Source organism: Gemmobacter lanyuensis (genome assembly GCF_014652355.1).
Taxonomy (GTDB): domain Bacteria; phylum Pseudomonadota; class Alphaproteobacteria; order Rhodobacterales; family Rhodobacteraceae; genus Gemmobacter; species Gemmobacter lanyuensis.
The window spans coordinates 227392-241432 of record NZ_BMYQ01000004.1; the positions used below are offsets into that span (position 1 = coordinate 227392).

Here is a 14041-nt window from a genome sequence, read left to right on the forward strand (position 1 = left end):
CAGCGCTCAGGCGCCCAGTTCCTCGGTCGCCGAACCCGGCTGCGCCTCATCGCGCAGGCGATGGATATGCGCGATGAAGTAGCGCATATGGGCATCATCAACCGTCCGCTGCGCTTCGGCCTTCCAGGCGGCGAAGGCCGATTCGTAATCGGGGAACATGCCGACGATGTGGATGTTCTTGACATCCTTGAATACGTTTTTCGAGGGGCTTACCAGCTCGCCGCCAAAGACGAGGTGAAGACGCTGCGCCATGGATTTTCTCCGTCCAGTGTGGGGCGGACCCTAGCGGATGACGAGGCAAAGGAAAAGGCGGGGCAGGGCTTCGGTCCGGACATGACGCCGCGGCAGCGAGGGGAAGGGGCAGCAGGGCCAGGCCGCCCCGCTGCCGCCCGGATCACTTGGCCAGTTCGGCGTCCAGCAGGGCCTTCAGGTCCTCATAGGACATGTTGGAATGTTTGGTGCCGTTGATGAACAGGGTCGGCGTGCCTTCAACGCCGTCGGCCTCCATGTTCTTCTGGAAATTCGCCACCATGGCCTCGGCCAGTTTCTGATCGTTGAAGCAGGCGTCCAGCTCGGCATCGGTCATGCCCGCCGATTTGCCGATGGTCTTGAGATTGCCGATCACCGTGGTCGGATCATCCGAGGCGGCCCATTCCTTCTGCTTTTCGAACAGCACGCCATTCAGGCCGAAATAGCGCATCTCGCCGCCGCAGCGGGCCAGCATCCCGGCCCAGAGACCGTAGCGGTCAAAGAACACCTCACGGTAGACGAACTTCACCTTGCCGGTGTCGATATATTCGGCCTTCAGCGGCTTGAAGACAGCGTCATGGAAATTCGCGCAATGCGGGCAGGTATACGAGGCATATTCCGTCAGCGTCACCTTGGCATCGGCATTGCCCAGAACCAGCTCGGGCAGCTCCAGGGGGGCATCGGCGGCGGGGGCAGCCGCTTCGCCTTCGGCCCAGGCCGGAATGGCAATGGCCGCAGCCATGGCCGCCGAGGCGGCAAGGGCGATCACGTCGCGGCGGGTGTATTTGGTCATCTCGTCGGCCTCTCAGGTTCTGCGGCGTGTTAAGACATTGGCGGCCAGCATTTCCAGCGCGCGGCGCAGACCTTCGTCCTGCACGCCCTCGGCGGTTTCATGCGCTTTGGCCAGAATTTCGGGCGGCGGGGCGGGCGGGGCCACCGGCGGCGGCGCAAGGAACTGTGCCTGCCCCTCGGCAAAGCCCATCGGGGCGGTCTGGGTCAGCGTGACGCGGCTGATCGCGGCATAGCCGTAGCAGGCATTCACCCGGTCACGGATGCGCGGCAACTGCATCTGCACCATCGGCGCATCGGTGGGTTTGACCAACACCGTCAGCGTCGCCCCGAAGGCGCCTTTGGAATAACCTACCTTCACCGGACGGGTCACGCGGGCCAGGTCCTCGCCCACGACCTCGGGCCAATGGGTCAGGAGGCGCGTCACGGCAAAGCCGCGGCTTTCGCCTGCGCTGCGGATGCGGTCTTTCAGCAGGCCCGATGCCGCCTCGAACCCACGCATCCGGCGCCCCTTGCGGGACCAGCGATAGCTTTCGTCTGGGATCGGGCCGGGGCCGTCGTTTGTCATGCATCCTCCGTTCGACGGCATCCTAGCGGCGCGCGCCGGGACGGGCCAGCACCAACGGCGCCGCAGGTCCATAAAGATTGCGTGACAGAGGCGCCGGTCCGGCCCGCGCCGGGATGATGGGGTGACGCGGCCCGCGCCCCATGCTAGGCAGGGCCATGGACCAGCTGCCCACCAAAGACCAGATCCGCCAGTGGATCACCGATAACCCGACGCTTGCGTCGAAGCGCGATATTGCCAAGGCCTTCAGCATCAAGGGCGGCCCCGGCCGCATCGAATTGAAGCGCCTGCTCAAGGAGCTGGAGCTGGAAGGCGGCGTGCAAAAGCGCAAGCGCCAGTTCCGCGAGGCAGGCACCCTGCCGCCCGTGTCGATCCTGCGGATCACGGCCCCCGATGCCTCGGGCGATCTGTTTGCCGTCCCCGCCGAATGGGAGGGGGACACCCCCCCGCGCATCCACGTCATTACCCGCGCGGGCGATCCCGCGCTGGGGCAGGGGGACCGCATCCTTGCCAAGCTGGCCCCCGTCGCGGGCGACGGTTTCAGCCATGAAGCCCGCATCATCCGCCAGCTGGGCACCAATGCCATCCGCGTGCTGGGCATTTTCCGCGCCAGCCACGAAGGCGGGCGGATCGTGCCGATCGACAAGGGGGGCGACAAGGAATGGCGCGTGCCTGCGGGCCTGACCCTTGACGCCGAGGATGGTGAGCTGGTCGAGGCCGAACAGGCCGGTGCCAAGCGCATGGGACTGACTACGGCACGCATCGTGGAACGGCTGGGCGATCCTTCGGGGCCGCGCGCGGTCAGCCTGATTGCCATCCACCAGCACGGCATCCCCGATCAGTTCCCCGCCGCCGTTCTGGCCGAAGCCGACGCCGCCCAGCCCTGCCCGCTGGGATCACGTGAAGATCTGCGCGACCTGCCGCTGGTCACCATCGACCCGATCGACGCGCGCGACCGCGACGATGCCGTGCATGCCCATGCCGATGACGATCCGGCGAACCCCGGGGGCTTTATCCTCTGGGTCGCGATTGCCGATGTGGCGCATTACGTCCGCCCCGGATCGGCGCTTGACCGCGAGGCGCGCAAGCGCGGCAATTCCACCTATTTCCCCGACCGGGTGGTGCCGATGTTGCCCGACACGCTGTCGGGCGATCTGTGTTCGCTGCACGAAGGTGTGGACCGCGCCTGCATGGCGGTGCGGATGAAGATCGACGCGCAGGGCAACAAGCTGTCGCATCGCTTTACCCGCGGGTTGATGCGGTCCAAGGCTTCGCTGCATTACGGGCAGGTGCAGGCGGCGATGGACGGGGCGATTGAGCCCAAGGTCGCACCGCTGATGGAAGAGGTCATCCGCCCGCTTTACGCCTGCTATGAGGTGATGAAACGCGCCCGCGCCATCCGTCAGCCGCTGGACCTTGAGCTGCCGGAACGCAAGATCCTGCTTTCCGACGAAGGCAAGGTGCTGTCGGTGGCCTTCTATGAACGCTTCGACGCCCATAAGGTGATCGAAGAGGCGATGATCCTTGCCAATGTCGCCGCCGCGGAAGAGCTGATCCGGTTGAAGCGTCCGCTTCTGTTCCGCGTCCACGAAGAACCCAGCCCCGAAAAGCTGGATGCGCTGCGCGAAGTGGCCGAGGCGTCGGGCTTTACGCTGGCCAAGGGGCAGGTTCTGAAGACGTCGCACCTGAACCGGTTGCTGTCGCAGGCCCAAGGGACCGAGTTCGACGAGCTGCTGAATATCTCGACCCTGCGGTCGATGACGCAGGCCTATTACAACCCGCAGAACTTTGGCCATTTCGGTCTGGCGCTGCGGAACTACGCGCATTTCACCTCGCCCATCCGGCGCTATTCCGACCTGATCGTGCATCGCGCGCTGATCCTCGGGCATGGCTGGGGCGATGACGGCCTGAGCCATCAAGACATTGAAATGCTGGAGGAAACCGCCAAACTGATTTCTGATGCGGAGCGGCGGTCGATGGCGGCGGAACGCGATACGGTGGACCGCTACCTTGCGGCCTATCTGTCAGACCGCGTGGGGCAGACCTTCACGGGCCGCGTGTCGGGGGTGCAGAAATTCGGCCTTTTCGTGAAGCTTGATGAAACCGCCGCCGACGGGCTGATCCCCATCCGCGAGGTGGGGCGCGAGTTCTTTTACTATGACGCCGACAATCAGACCCTGACCGGATCGGACACTGGGTTGACCATCGGCCTTGGCGCCCGCGTCACCGTCCGTCTGGCCGAGGCGATCCCGGTGACAGGGGGCCTGACCCTGCAACTGGTCGAGATCGAGGGCGGCGCCCTGCCGGGGCCGAAAAAGGGCAAGGGCGGGCGCTATGCTCCGCGCAAGCCCGTGCGCGCGGCCATCGCCAAGCGCAAGGTCATCCGCAAGCGGCGCTGATGCCACGGCACCCGCCCGCCGATCGGGGGGCGGGGTGCTTTCCCCTTTGGGGTGTTCCCGCTAAACTGAGGCCAGAGCAGTTTCAGAACACCCGCAACAGGGGCCTATCATGCGTATTTCCAGAACCATTCTTCCCCTCCTCGTCGTCGCATCGCTGGCGGGCTGCATCGGCGGCGGCTCCGAGGTTTCGCAATCAGGGAGCAGCCCGACCGTGATCAAATACGGCCGCGATCAGAACCCCGACCCCGCCAAGGTGGCCGGATTGAACTCCTGGATTGCGGCCTTCCGGCCGCGGGCTCTGGCTTCGGGCGTGTCGCCCGCGACCTATGACGCGGCTTTCCGCGATGTGGTCTATAACCCGGTGGTCATCGAACGGTCGAACAATCAGGCCGAATTCACCAAGTCGCTGTGGGAATATCTGGAAACTGCGGTTTCGGAAAAACGCGTGGCCAATGGCCGGGCGATGCTGGCGCGTCATGCCGCCACCCTGGCCCAGATCGAGGCGACCTATGGGGTGGACAAAGAGGTTGTCGTTGCCGTCTGGGGCATGGAAAGCAGCTTTGGCGAAAAGCGGGGCGACCTGCCGCTGATCGAGGCGCTGGCCACGGTATCCTATGACGGGCGGCGTGCGGAATTCTTCCAGGGCCAGCTGATCGCCGCGCTGAAAATCCTTGAAGCGGGCGATACCGACGCCCGCCACATGTTCGGCAGCTGGGCGGGGGCGATGGGGCATACCCAGTTCATCCCCACGTCCTACCTTGCCTATGCCGTTGATTTCACGGGCGATGGGCGGCGCGATATCTGGTCGGACGATCCGACGGATGCGCTGGCCTCAACGGCGGCCTATCTGGCGAAATCGGGCTGGCAGCTCGGGCAGCCCTGGGGCATGGAGGTCACTCTGCCCGCAGGCTTTGGCGCCGAGGTTTCGGGCAAGACGGCCAAGCGGTCGGGCGCGGAATGGCGGGCCATGGGCATCCGCCGCGCAGATGGCGGCCCGGTGCCGGATGGCCCGGCTGCGCTGCTGCTGCCTTCGGGCGTGAAGGGCGCGGCCTTCCTGATCTACCGCAATTTCCATGCGATCGAGCGCTATAATCAGGCCGATTCCTATGTGATCGGCGTGGGGCATCTGTCCGACCGGCTGAAGGGCGGCGGCCCGCTGCGGACCCCCTGGCCCGCAGGCGATGCGACGCTGCGCCTGTCAGAGCGGATGGAGCTGCAGGAACGCCTGACCGCGCTCGGCTATGACACCGGCGGCACCGATGGCAATGTCGGACCCAAGACCTATGCGGCGGTCAAGGCTTTCCAGGCGTCGCGCGGGCTGGTGCCTGATGGCTATCCCGACCGTGATCTTCTGGACCTGCTCCGCCGCAGCTGAGGCCGCCGACCTTGGCGGCCCCGGCGGTCAGCGGTGCCGCCAAGCCTGAAGGATATAGGTCGCCGTCATCAGATCGAGATGCGCCCCCCCGCCGTTCTTGGCGATGGTGATTTCATCGGCGGTGCGGCGGCGATAATGGCCTGCGGGCAGGTCGTAGAAATCGGCCTGAATATCGGATTCCGAGATCACGCCGCGGGCGATCGGGTCCTGCAATTCACCGATATGGGCAATGGTGGTGGCGCGGCTGTCCACGAACAGCGTGGCGCGGGTCAGCGCCTCGTCATCCACCTCGCGCATGTCGGGGCGGTATGCGCCGATCAGATCCAGATGCTGGCCGGGTTGCAGCCATTCTCCGCGGATCAGCGGCGCCGTCGCCATGGTGCTGGTGCAGATGATATCGGCCTCGGCCACCGCCTGCGGCAGGTCCGTGGCCAGGCTGACGCCGAGATCGCGCACCATCGCCTCGGCCGTGGCGGGGCTGCGGTTCCAGACGGTGAATTCGGCCTGCGGAAAGATCGCCCGATAGGCCTGCACCATCGACCGGGCCACCGTACCCGCCCCGACAAGCAGGATCTTGCGGCTGTCGGGCCGCGCCAGATGGCGGGCCGAAAGCAGACTGTCGCCCGCGGTCTTCCATTTGGTCACCAGATGGAAATCGACCACGGCCTCCAGCTCGCCCGTCAGGTCGGAATAAAGCGTGACGGCGCCATTGATCGTGGGCAGGCCAGCTGCGGCATTGCCGGGGTGAACCGTCGCGCATTTCACCAGACTGCCCAACCCGTCGATCCAGGCGCAGCGGTTCAGCAGCGTGTCCTTGCCACGGTAAAGAATGCTGTCGGCAATATCGGCGCGGGGCAGGCGGTGGCCAGCGGTCAGCGCATCGCAGTGGGTCAGCCAATCCAGGTGGCGCTCGGCCTCGGGTCCAATTATCTCAACGGTCATAGGCCGGCTTCCTTTTCGGTCAGTAATCCTTCGGCGACAAGGCGATGCGCCCAGCCCTGCCAGCCGTCAAACCGGTGGCAGCGCCAGCCCCGTGCAAGGGCGGCGGCAATATTGTCTTCGCGGTCATCGGTAAACAGCAGCCGGTCGGGCGGCAGGTCGCAATCCTCTTCCAGCATCTCGAAGATGCGCGGGTCGGGCTTGGTCACCCCCATATGCCCCGACACATAGGCCCGGTCGAATTCCGACAGGAAATCATACTGCGTCTTGGCATAGGCAAAGCTGTGGATGCCGAAATTCGTCAGCGCAAAGACCGGCACCCCCCGCAGCCGCAGTGCCCGCAAAAGCGCGATCGACCCCTCGATCCGGGGCGAGGCCATGTCGATCCAGTTGTCGTGCCACATGCGGATTTCATCGGCCCAGTCGGGGTAGATGTCGGCCCATTCGTAGATGGTTTCCTTGAAAGGCGCGCCTGCATCGATCAGGTCGTTCATGCGGTGCAGGTCAACCTCGGCGAACATCGCCTCGCGGTTGGCGCGGCCGATCTGCCAGTCATAGAAGCGTTCGGGGTTCCATTCGATCAGCACATTGCCGATGTCGAAGATCACCGCGTCGATGGTCATTGCCGCCTCCTGAGCATGGTTTCACGCCACAACACATAAAGCCCCGCGCCGCAGATCAGCGCAATGCCGATCCAGGCGGTCAGGTCCGGCCACTGGCCGAAGAAGGCAACCCCCCAGAGGATCGCAAAGGGCATGGCCGCATATTCGAAGGGGGCTACCAGCGCGGCCTCGCACAGACGATAGGCCTGGCTGACCAGAAGGCCACCCACCGTCACCGCAAGGCCCGTCGCGAGGAAATAGGGCCAATCCGACACCGGCGGCCAGATCCAGGCGCGGAACAGGAAGGCGAGCGAGGCATTCTCGGACCCTGCCAGATGTCCGTCGCCCACCGTCAGGCCAAAAACGGTGCTGACGCAGATGAACCCGCATTGGACGTAGAAATTCAGCGTGGCCGCACTTTCGGTCGCGCGCATCCGCCGCGTCATCATATGGGTCGCGGCATAGGTGAAGGCCGACAGGAACACGAGAACGGCCGCCGGTTGCAGCGCCCCGCTGCCCGGCCGCATCATCACAAGGACGCCCAGCATCCCCACCGCGACGGCAGCCCATCGGCGCGGCCCGACGCTTTCGCCCAGCACCACCACCGACATCATCGTCACCACAAGCGGCGAGACGAAGGCAATCGCCACCGCATCGGCTAGCGGCAGCGCGGCGAGGCCCAGGAAATAGGTGATGTTCGACAGCATCACAAAACTGACCCGCAAGAGATGCCCGCGCCCCCGCGTTGTCCGCAGCCCGCCGAAGCCGCCCGTCATCGCCATGAAGCCCAGCAGGATGAGCAGGCTGATCGTTGACCGCGTCAGGATCACCTGGTGCAGCGCATAGGCGCCGGACAGGGATTTGATCGCCAAATCATTGATGGAAAAGACCGCGCTGCCCGTCAGGGCGGCCATCATGCCTAAAAGCGTGGTACGAGAGGCGGAGTCGGCAGTCATGCCCCCTGTATGGCGTCACGGGCAGGGCGCGTCTGGCCTGCCCGCGACATCAGCGTGTCTTTGCCGCACGCACCAGCCGTTCCAGCGTCTCGAGAAAGCGCGACCGGTCCGCCTTGGAAAACGGCCGTCCGCCGCCCTGACGGAAGGGATCGGCGCTGCGCAGATCCTGCATCAGGTCGCGGGTGGCCAACGCATTGCCGATATTGGCGGGGGTCAGTGCCTCGCCATTCGCCTTGATGACCTGCGCCCCCGCGGCCACGCATTTCGCGGCCAGCGGGATGTCATTCGTCACCACTACGTCCCGCGGCCCGGCCTGTTCGGCAATCCACTTGTCGGCCTCATCCGGACCTTCACTGACAAAGATGCTCTCGACCAGCGGATTGGCCGAAGGCCGGATGCCCCCGTTCGACACCAGCACCATGCGGATGCGGTGGCGCGTGGCCACCGTCTCCGCCTCGGCCTTCACCGGGCAGGCATCAGCGTCGATCAGAAGCCGCGCCTCAGTCATAAAGCGCCGCGGCGTGGAAGCCGATATGGTCTTCCATGAAGGTGCTGACGAAGAAGTAGCTGTGGTCATAGCCCTTCTGCATCCGCAGGATGCCACCCTGACGGCGGGCGGCCATGGCCTCGGCCAGCGCTTCGGGCTTCAGCAGGTCGATGAAATTGTCGGCCGACCCCTGATCGATCAGGATCGGGCCATCAAAGCCGCGCTTTTTCATCAGCAGGGTCGCGTCATGGGGCGCCCATTTCGTCTCGTCGGTGCCAAGATAGGCGGTGAACTGCTTGCGGCCCCAGTCGCTCGCGCTCGGGTTCGAGATCGGCGCGAAGGCCGAGACCGACCGGAAGCGGCCCGGAAAGCTCATGGCGATGGTCAGCGCGCCGTGGCCACCCATGGAATGACCGGTGATCGACTGGCGTTCTTCCGCAACCGGGAATGCGTTGAAGAGAATGCGCGGCAGCTCTTCGGTCACATAATCCCACATGCGGAAATGGGTAGACCAGGGCTTTTCGGTGGCGTTGACGTAAAAGCCCGCGCCCTGACCCAGATCATAGGCCTCATCGTTCGGGACATCGGCGCCACGCGGCGAGGTGTCGGGGAAAACCAGTGCCACGCCTGCTTCGGCCGCCCATTTCTGCGCGCCCGCCTTCACCATGGCGTTTTCATGGGTGCAGGTCAGGCCCGACAGATACCAGATCACCGGAACCGGGCCGCGCTCGGCCTCTTCGGGCAGGAAAAGGCCAAAGGTCATGTCGCAGCCGGTGGTGTCGGAGGCATGGGTATACACGCCCTGCACACCGCCGAAGCAACGGTTCTCGGATACAGTTTTCATCGGTCCTCCTCGGGCCTGTCCTCCGGCCCTGTCTGCTGGGACGGTCAAGCGCTGACCGCCGGAAAGGTTCGGGGTTACACTGCGCGGCCGGGGACGAAAGATCAGCAAAATTGATCAATCTGCCCCGCAGCATGGCCGCATATCGCGTCATCCCTGTCCCTTGCGGCCTTAGCGGCAATGGGTGGGTCTGTGCAATGGGCAGCCGTGTCTATGAAGGCTGTGCGGCCGAAAAACTGGGGCGGCCTGCGGAAATCCGCGTCCGGTTCAACCGCCCCCGATCAGCACGCCTGCGGCAAAGACCAGCGCCCCGCCCAGCACCACCTGAAGGGCCGCCCGCAGGAAGGGCGTTTCCATGTAACGGTTCTGGATCCAGGCAATCGCCCAAAGTTCGACGAAGACGACAAAGATCGCGATGCCCGTCGCTGTCCAGAAGTTCGGGATCAGATAGGGCAGGGCGTGGCCCAGCCCCCCCAATGCCGTCATCACCCCCGAGGCAAGGCCGCGCTTCCACGGGCTGCCGCGCCCGGACAGTACGCCGTCATCATGAGCCGCTTCGGTGAAGCCCATCGAAATCCCCGCCCCGACCGAGGCCGCCGCCCCGACGAGGAAGGTTGTCCAGGTATCCTGCGTGGCAAAGGCCGTGGCAAAGATCGGCGCCAGGGTTGAAACCGACCCGTCCATCAGCCCCGCCAGGCCGGGCTGAACCCAGGTCAGAATGAATTGCCGATGGGCGCCCAGATCCTCTTCGCTGCGCGTATCTTCGGGCAGGTGGGCGCGTTCCAACCCTTCGGCTGCACGCTGGTGGCCGCCCTCGGCTGCCGCAAGATCCCCCAAAAGCCTGCGGGTCGCCGCATCCTGCGATGCTTGCGCCGCCCGCAGATAGAACGCTTCGGCCTGCTTCTCCATCGCGGCGGCTTCGGCGCGGATCGTGGGCAGGCTGAGATTTTCCATCAGCCAGACTGGCCGACGCGCGTAGAAACCTGCCACATGTTCCCGACGGATCAGGGGGATCACGTCGCCAAAGCGGGCGCGGTGCAGATCAATCAGGGCCTGACGGTGGCTGTCTTCCTCGGCGGCCATGCCTTCGAAAACGGCCGCTGTGGCGGGGTAATCGGCGCGCAAACGCTGGGCGTAGCTGCGATAGATCCGTGCGTCATCCTCTTCCGAGGAAATGGCCAGTGCGAGCACCTCTTGTTCGGTCAGATCGCCAAATCGGCGCCGGTTGGTCAGGGCGGAAAGCATGATGACCTCATTTAGAATGATTCCAATCTATGATCATCCAAGGCCGCTGCAAGCGGATAATTTGAACTGACTGGTTCAAAATTCTTGCATTCCGAACGCTTCGGTTTAGAAAAGTGAACTAATTAGTTCAGAATGGGATTGCCACATGCGTCGCCTCTTCCTCGTTTCCGCCCTGCTGCTGCCTATGGCTGCCGCGGCACAGGGCATCGTATTCGGCCTGCCGACACTGACCTACCCGGCCCCCGCCGATCCGGTCCCGGTGGGGCAGGCCTGTACCCAGCCAAACGCGCTTGCCACGGTCTGCACGGCGCCCGCAGGGTAAGCCGCCTTGCCCGTAGGGCGGCCGCTGGGCTAATCTGGCAACATGGTTCAGCAAGACGACAGCCGTGTCCGCCGGGGGCGCAAGTTCAATCAGGTGCTCGCAGGCGCCCGCACCGTATTTCTGGAACACGGTTTTGAAGGGGCTTCGGTTGACGATATCGCCCGCGTTGCAGGTGTCAGCAAGGCCACGCTTTACAGCTATTTCCCCGACAAGAAGCTGCTGTTCCTTGAGGTTGCGCGCGCCGAATGTGCCCGACAGGCGGAAGAGGCCGTGCAGCTGATTGATCAGTCCGCCCCTGCCGCCCAGGTTCTGACCGAGGCCGCCCGGCGGATCGTGGCCTTTCTGCTTTCGGATTTTTCGCGCCGGGTCTTTCGCATCTGTGTGGCCGAAAGCGACCGTTTCCCGGAACTTGGGCACCAATTCTACCACTCCGGCCCGCAGATGGTGCGGGAACGGCTGGTAGAATTCCTGCAAAAGGCGGTGGCGCGCGGCGAATTGCAGATCGACGATCTGGATTTTGCCGCCGATCAATTCGCCACGCTGTGCAAGGCGACCCTGCACGAACAGGCGATGTTCGGCGTTTGCACCTGCGCACCGCCCCCCGCAGCCGAAAAAGTGGTGCAGGGCGCGGTCGAAATGTTCCTGGCCCGCTACGGGACCGGGCGGATCATGACAGATCGCGCGCCAGAAGCTGCCCACCCGGACCGGGTTTGACCTCGAACCGGCTCGAGATCTTGCGGACCAGATCCGACAGTTTGGCGCTGCCATAGGTGCGCGTGTCGAAATCGGGGTTGGCCTGGGTGATATACTGGCCGATCTGGCCCAGCGAATACCATTCGCCTTCCGGGTCGATCGCGCGCATGGCCGCAACGATCAGCGGAATGGCCTTTTGCGGCGGCTCTTTCTCGCGGCGCGAGGCGGGTTTGGCCTCGCTCGGCTGGCCGGGGCGGGCAGGGGTACCGGGGGCCTCTTCCGGTTCGTCGGCCGAGAGGTTCTCGACATAGATGAAACGTTTGCAGGCCATGCGGAAGGCCTCGGGCGTCTTCTTTTCGCCGATGCCATAGACATCAAGCCCCTGTTCGCGGATGCGCGCGGCCAGCCGGGTGAAATCGCTGTCCGAACTGACCAGCACGAAGCCGTCAAACAGGCCCGAATGCAGGAAATCCATCGCGGCGATCACCAGCCCGATATCCGAGGCATTCTTGCCCTTGGTATTGGAAAACTGCTGATCCGCCACCATGCCAAGCGCCGCGACCTTCTTGGCCCAGCCACCCAGCCGCTGTGCCGACCAGTCGCCGTAAATGCGCCGGACCGAGGCTTCGCCCAGACTGGCGATTTCTTCAAAAATCGCCTCGGCATAGCCCGAAGGCACGTTGTCGGCGTCGATCAGCACGCAAAGGCGGGGGGCACGGGGATCGGGCATGAGGCACCTCTTGTTCTTGTTGTTCCCATTGTCACAGGTTCGCGCTGACATGGAAAGGAGTTTTGCCCAAACGCGGCCCATTTCGTCGGGTTTGGGCAGGACCGGGGGCGGCCGGGCCGTTAGGCACGAAGGGGCGCAACGGGAAGGACAGTCCATGACAGGGCAGGCCATGACAGAACGGCAAAGCTCGCTGGCAGGGGTCGGTTTCATGCTGGGGGCCATGGCGGTGCTGCCCTTTCTGGATGTCGTCGCCAAGACGCTGGGCAATCAGGCGGTGCCGGTGTTGCAGATCGTCTGGGCGCGCATGGCGATGGGCACGGTGATGACGGTGCCGCTGGCCTGGCATGCGGCGGGGCCGCGCGGTCTGGTGCCGGAACGGATCGGGCTGCACGGGCTGCGCGCCATGCTGCTGATCCTGGCCACTTTCTGCTTCTTCTTCGCGCTGCGCTTTCTGCCCATTGCCGATGCGCTGGCGGTGTTCTTCGTGCAGCCGCTGCTGGTGACGGCATTGTCGCCACTGGTGCTAAAGGAACGGGTCGGCCCGCGCCGCTGGGCAGCGGTGGGCATCGGTTTTCTGGGGACGATGATCATCATCCGGCCCGGTTTGCAGGCTTTCAACCCCGGCACGATGCTGGCCTTGGGGGCAGGGACCTGCCTTGCGCTTTACTTCCTGCTGACCCGCCGCATTGCGGGGCGCGACCCCGCGATGGTCACCACCTTCCGCACAAGCCTTCTGGGAACCGTGCTGGTCAGCGCCGTGGTCTGGCTGGTCTGGGTGCCGCCCACACCGCTGCAATGGGCGCTGTTTCTGGCGCTGGGGTTCATCTCCACGCTGGGGCACGGGTTGATCGTCATGGCCTATGACCGCGCCGAGGCAAGCCTTCTGGCCCCGCTGGCCTATACCGAAATGATCATGGCGGTGATCGTGGGCTGGTGGTTCTTCGGGGATTTCCCCGATCTCTGGACCTTTGTGGGCGTGGCGGTGCTGATTTCCTGCGCGATCTACATTTCAGCGCGGGAGCGGCGGTAAGGAAAATCCCTGACTATGGTCAGAGACTTTGGTCAGGCAATCAGGGGCTGGGCTGTTGCGCCACTGGCGCGCAGGGCATCGGCAGGGGCAATCCCGAGCAAGAGCCCCCGCGCACCGGCATTGATCCAAATCCGGTCAAAGCCGCAGGCGCTGGCCTCGATCGCGGTCGGCACGCGCTTTTTCTGGCCGAAGGGGGAAATCCCGCCCACCTTGTAGCCGGTCTGTCGTTCGGCTTTGGCGGGGGGCATCATCGCGGCGGATTTGGCCCCGAAGGCTGCGGCCACCTTCTTCATCGACAGCTGCCGATCCGAAGGGATGACACAACATGCAGGCTTACCATCCACCTCAACCATCAAGCACTTGAGGGTGCGACCCGGATCAAGCCCCAGCGCCGCAGCGGCGGCCAGGCCCACGGCATCGGCATTCGGGTCATAGTCATAGGGGTGCAGCGTGACCTGCACGCCCAGCGTTTCAAGGGCTTTCAGCCCCGGTGTCGATGCCATCTTGTCTGTCCGATCCTGCCGCAGGGTGGCGGCCAGCATAGCCGCCGGCGCAGCGTCTTCAACCGGGTTCGGCGCGGATTTCCATTTCTCTGACGTTGGTCAGATAAGCCCTGGACGCAAAGGAAAACCCCCACTCGCGGGCTGCGGATGGGGGCTGTGTGCGGTCCTGCGAGGGCCGTCAGTACACGACGACGGCGCGGATGGATTTTCCGTCGTGCATGAGGTCGAAGGCCTCGTTGATGCGGTCGAGGGGGAGGGTATGGGTGATCATGCTGTCGATCTCGACCTTGCCGTCCATGTACCAGTCGACGATCTT

Annotated in this window: 16 protein-coding genes and 1 pseudogene; 5 read left to right on the forward strand and 12 right to left on the reverse strand. The window is 64.6% G+C overall.

From position 1 onward, the window contains the following. Window positions 1–6: 6 nt before the first annotated feature. The 3 genes from IE101_RS09565 to IE101_RS09575 all read right to left on the reverse strand — a co-directional run bounded on the left by IE101_RS09565 (window position 7) and on the right by IE101_RS09575 (window position 1606). The gene (locus IE101_RS09565; protein WP_189633597.1) at window positions 7–252 is read right to left on the reverse strand and encodes a DUF4170 domain-containing protein; all 246 of its coding nucleotides are present in this window, start codon (window positions 250–252) and stop codon (window positions 7–9) included. A gap of 142 nt (window positions 253–394) precedes the next feature. After that, entirely contained in the window at window positions 395–1042 is a 648-nt protein-coding gene (locus tag IE101_RS09570) for a DsbA family protein (RefSeq protein ID WP_189633598.1), read from the reverse strand. A gap of 12 nt (window positions 1043–1054) precedes the next feature. Continuing rightward, window positions 1055–1606 carry a DUF721 domain-containing protein gene (locus IE101_RS09575; RefSeq protein WP_444542714.1) on the reverse strand — a complete coding sequence of 184 codons (552 nt, stop codon included), beginning with the start codon at window positions 1604–1606 and terminating at the stop codon, window positions 1055–1057. A 155-nt stretch (window positions 1607–1761) separates the two neighbouring features. Here IE101_RS09575 and rnr point away from each other — a divergent pair, with 155 nt between their 5' ends. Beyond that, window positions 1762–4002: a ribonuclease R gene (gene rnr / locus IE101_RS09580; protein WP_189633599.1), complete on the forward strand. Its 2241-nt coding sequence runs from the start codon at window positions 1762–1764 to the stop codon at window positions 4000–4002. 109 nt (window positions 4003–4111) lie between these two features. Next, window positions 4112–5377, forward strand: coding sequence for a lytic murein transglycosylase (locus IE101_RS09585; RefSeq protein WP_189633600.1), 1266 nt, complete (start codon window positions 4112–4114; stop codon window positions 5375–5377). Between the two features lie 27 nt (window positions 5378–5404). Here IE101_RS09585 and IE101_RS09590 read toward each other — a convergent pair whose 3' ends face one another. The 6 genes from IE101_RS09590 to mbfA all read right to left on the reverse strand — a co-directional run bounded on the left by IE101_RS09590 (window position 5405) and on the right by mbfA (window position 10447). Continuing rightward, on the reverse strand, window positions 5405–6319 hold the full coding sequence (locus IE101_RS09590) for an ornithine cyclodeaminase family protein (RefSeq protein ID WP_189633601.1): 915 nt from the start codon (window positions 6317–6319) through the stop codon (window positions 5405–5407). Then, window positions 6316–6939 (reverse strand): HAD family hydrolase, encoded by a 624-nt coding sequence (locus tag IE101_RS09595; RefSeq protein WP_189633602.1) that lies wholly within the window; start codon window positions 6937–6939, stop codon window positions 6316–6318. Before IE101_RS09595 ends, IE101_RS09590 begins: the two co-directional genes overlap by 4 nt. Next, the gene (locus tag IE101_RS09600) at window positions 6936–7874 is read right to left on the reverse strand and encodes a DMT family transporter (RefSeq protein ID WP_189633603.1); all 939 of its coding nucleotides are present in this window, start codon (window positions 7872–7874) and stop codon (window positions 6936–6938) included. Before IE101_RS09600 ends, IE101_RS09595 begins: the two co-directional genes overlap by 4 nt. Before the next feature lie 49 nt (window positions 7875–7923). Further along, window positions 7924–8382: a YaiI/YqxD family protein gene (locus IE101_RS09605; RefSeq protein ID WP_189633604.1), complete on the reverse strand. Its 459-nt coding sequence runs from the start codon at window positions 8380–8382 to the stop codon at window positions 7924–7926. Then, window positions 8375–9205 carry an S-formylglutathione hydrolase gene (gene fghA, locus IE101_RS09610; protein WP_189633605.1) on the reverse strand — a complete coding sequence of 277 codons (831 nt, stop codon included), beginning with the start codon at window positions 9203–9205 and terminating at the stop codon, window positions 8375–8377. Before fghA ends, IE101_RS09605 begins: the two co-directional genes overlap by 8 nt. A gap of 264 nt (window positions 9206–9469) precedes the next feature. After that, entirely contained in the window at window positions 9470–10447 is a 978-nt protein-coding gene (gene mbfA / locus IE101_RS09615; protein WP_189633606.1) for an iron exporter MbfA, read from the reverse strand. A 145-nt stretch (window positions 10448–10592) separates the two neighbouring features. Between mbfA and IE101_RS09620 the strand changes: the two genes are divergently transcribed. Together IE101_RS09620 and IE101_RS09625 are read left to right on the forward strand one after the other, a co-directional pair. Next, the gene (locus IE101_RS09620; RefSeq protein ID WP_189633607.1) at window positions 10593–10769 is read left to right on the forward strand and encodes a hypothetical protein; all 177 of its coding nucleotides are present in this window, start codon (window positions 10593–10595) and stop codon (window positions 10767–10769) included. A 42-nt stretch (window positions 10770–10811) separates the two neighbouring features. Next, a complete protein-coding gene (locus IE101_RS09625) occupies window positions 10812–11483 on the forward strand; it encodes a TetR/AcrR family transcriptional regulator (RefSeq protein ID WP_189633608.1) in 672 nt (223 codons plus the stop codon). Here the strand turns inward: IE101_RS09625 and IE101_RS09630 are convergent. Beyond that, complete coding sequence (locus IE101_RS09630; protein WP_189633609.1) at window positions 11437–12192, reverse strand: NYN domain-containing protein; 756 nt, start codon at window positions 12190–12192, stop codon at window positions 11437–11439. The genes IE101_RS09625 and IE101_RS09630 overlap by 47 nt on opposite strands. A gap of 154 nt (window positions 12193–12346) precedes the next feature. Here IE101_RS09630 and IE101_RS09635 point away from each other — a divergent pair, with 154 nt between their 5' ends. After that, window positions 12347–13222 carry a DMT family transporter gene (locus IE101_RS09635; protein ID WP_189633610.1) on the forward strand — a complete coding sequence of 292 codons (876 nt, stop codon included), beginning with the start codon at window positions 12347–12349 and terminating at the stop codon, window positions 13220–13222. A gap of 32 nt (window positions 13223–13254) precedes the next feature. Here the strand turns inward: IE101_RS09635 and IE101_RS09640 are convergent, their stop codons facing one another. Both IE101_RS09640 and IE101_RS09645 read right to left on the reverse strand, forming a co-directional pair. After that, a complete protein-coding gene (locus IE101_RS09640) occupies window positions 13255–13725 on the reverse strand; it encodes a YbaK/EbsC family protein (RefSeq protein WP_189633611.1) in 471 nt (156 codons plus the stop codon). Window positions 13726–13903: 178 nt separating this feature from the next. Further along, a pseudogene (locus tag IE101_RS09645) lies at window positions 13904–14041 on the reverse strand (S-(hydroxymethyl)glutathione dehydrogenase); the annotation flags it as partial.

Coding starts and splice junctions, on each gene's coding strand:
- IE101_RS09565 (WP_189633597.1), bottom strand. CDS start 252: ATGGCGCAGCGTCTTCACCTCGTCTTTGGCGGCGAGCTGGTAAGCCCC.
- IE101_RS09570 (WP_189633598.1), bottom strand. CDS start 1,042: ATGACCAAATACACCCGCCGCGACGTGATCGCCCTTGCCGCCTCGGCG.
- IE101_RS09575 (WP_444542714.1), bottom strand. CDS start 1,606: ATGACAAACGACGGCCCCGGCCCGATCCCAGACGAAAGCTATCGCTGG.
- rnr (WP_189633599.1), top strand. CDS start 1,762: ATGGACCAGCTGCCCACCAAAGACCAGATCCGCCAGTGGATCACCGAT.
- IE101_RS09585 (WP_189633600.1), top strand. CDS start 4,112: ATGCGTATTTCCAGAACCATTCTTCCCCTCCTCGTCGTCGCATCGCTG.
- IE101_RS09590 (WP_189633601.1), bottom strand. CDS start 6,319: ATGACCGTTGAGATAATTGGACCCGAGGCCGAGCGCCACCTGGATTGG.
- IE101_RS09595 (WP_189633602.1), bottom strand. CDS start 6,939: ATGACCATCGACGCGGTGATCTTCGACATCGGCAATGTGCTGATCGAA.
- IE101_RS09600 (WP_189633603.1), bottom strand. CDS start 7,874: ATGACTGCCGACTCCGCCTCTCGTACCACGCTTTTAGGCATGATGGCC.
- IE101_RS09605 (WP_189633604.1), bottom strand. CDS start 8,382: ATGACTGAGGCGCGGCTTCTGATCGACGCTGATGCCTGCCCGGTGAAG.
- fghA (WP_189633605.1), bottom strand. CDS start 9,205: ATGAAAACTGTATCCGAGAACCGTTGCTTCGGCGGTGTGCAGGGCGTG.
- mbfA (WP_189633606.1), bottom strand. CDS start 10,447: ATGCTTTCCGCCCTGACCAACCGGCGCCGATTTGGCGATCTGACCGAA.
- IE101_RS09620 (WP_189633607.1), top strand. CDS start 10,593: ATGCGTCGCCTCTTCCTCGTTTCCGCCCTGCTGCTGCCTATGGCTGCC.
- IE101_RS09625 (WP_189633608.1), top strand. CDS start 10,812: ATGGTTCAGCAAGACGACAGCCGTGTCCGCCGGGGGCGCAAGTTCAAT.
- IE101_RS09630 (WP_189633609.1), bottom strand. CDS start 12,192: ATGCCCGATCCCCGTGCCCCCCGCCTTTGCGTGCTGATCGACGCCGAC.
- IE101_RS09635 (WP_189633610.1), top strand. CDS start 12,347: ATGACAGGGCAGGCCATGACAGAACGGCAAAGCTCGCTGGCAGGGGTC.
- IE101_RS09640 (WP_189633611.1), bottom strand. CDS start 13,725: ATGGCATCGACACCGGGGCTGAAAGCCCTTGAAACGCTGGGCGTGCAG.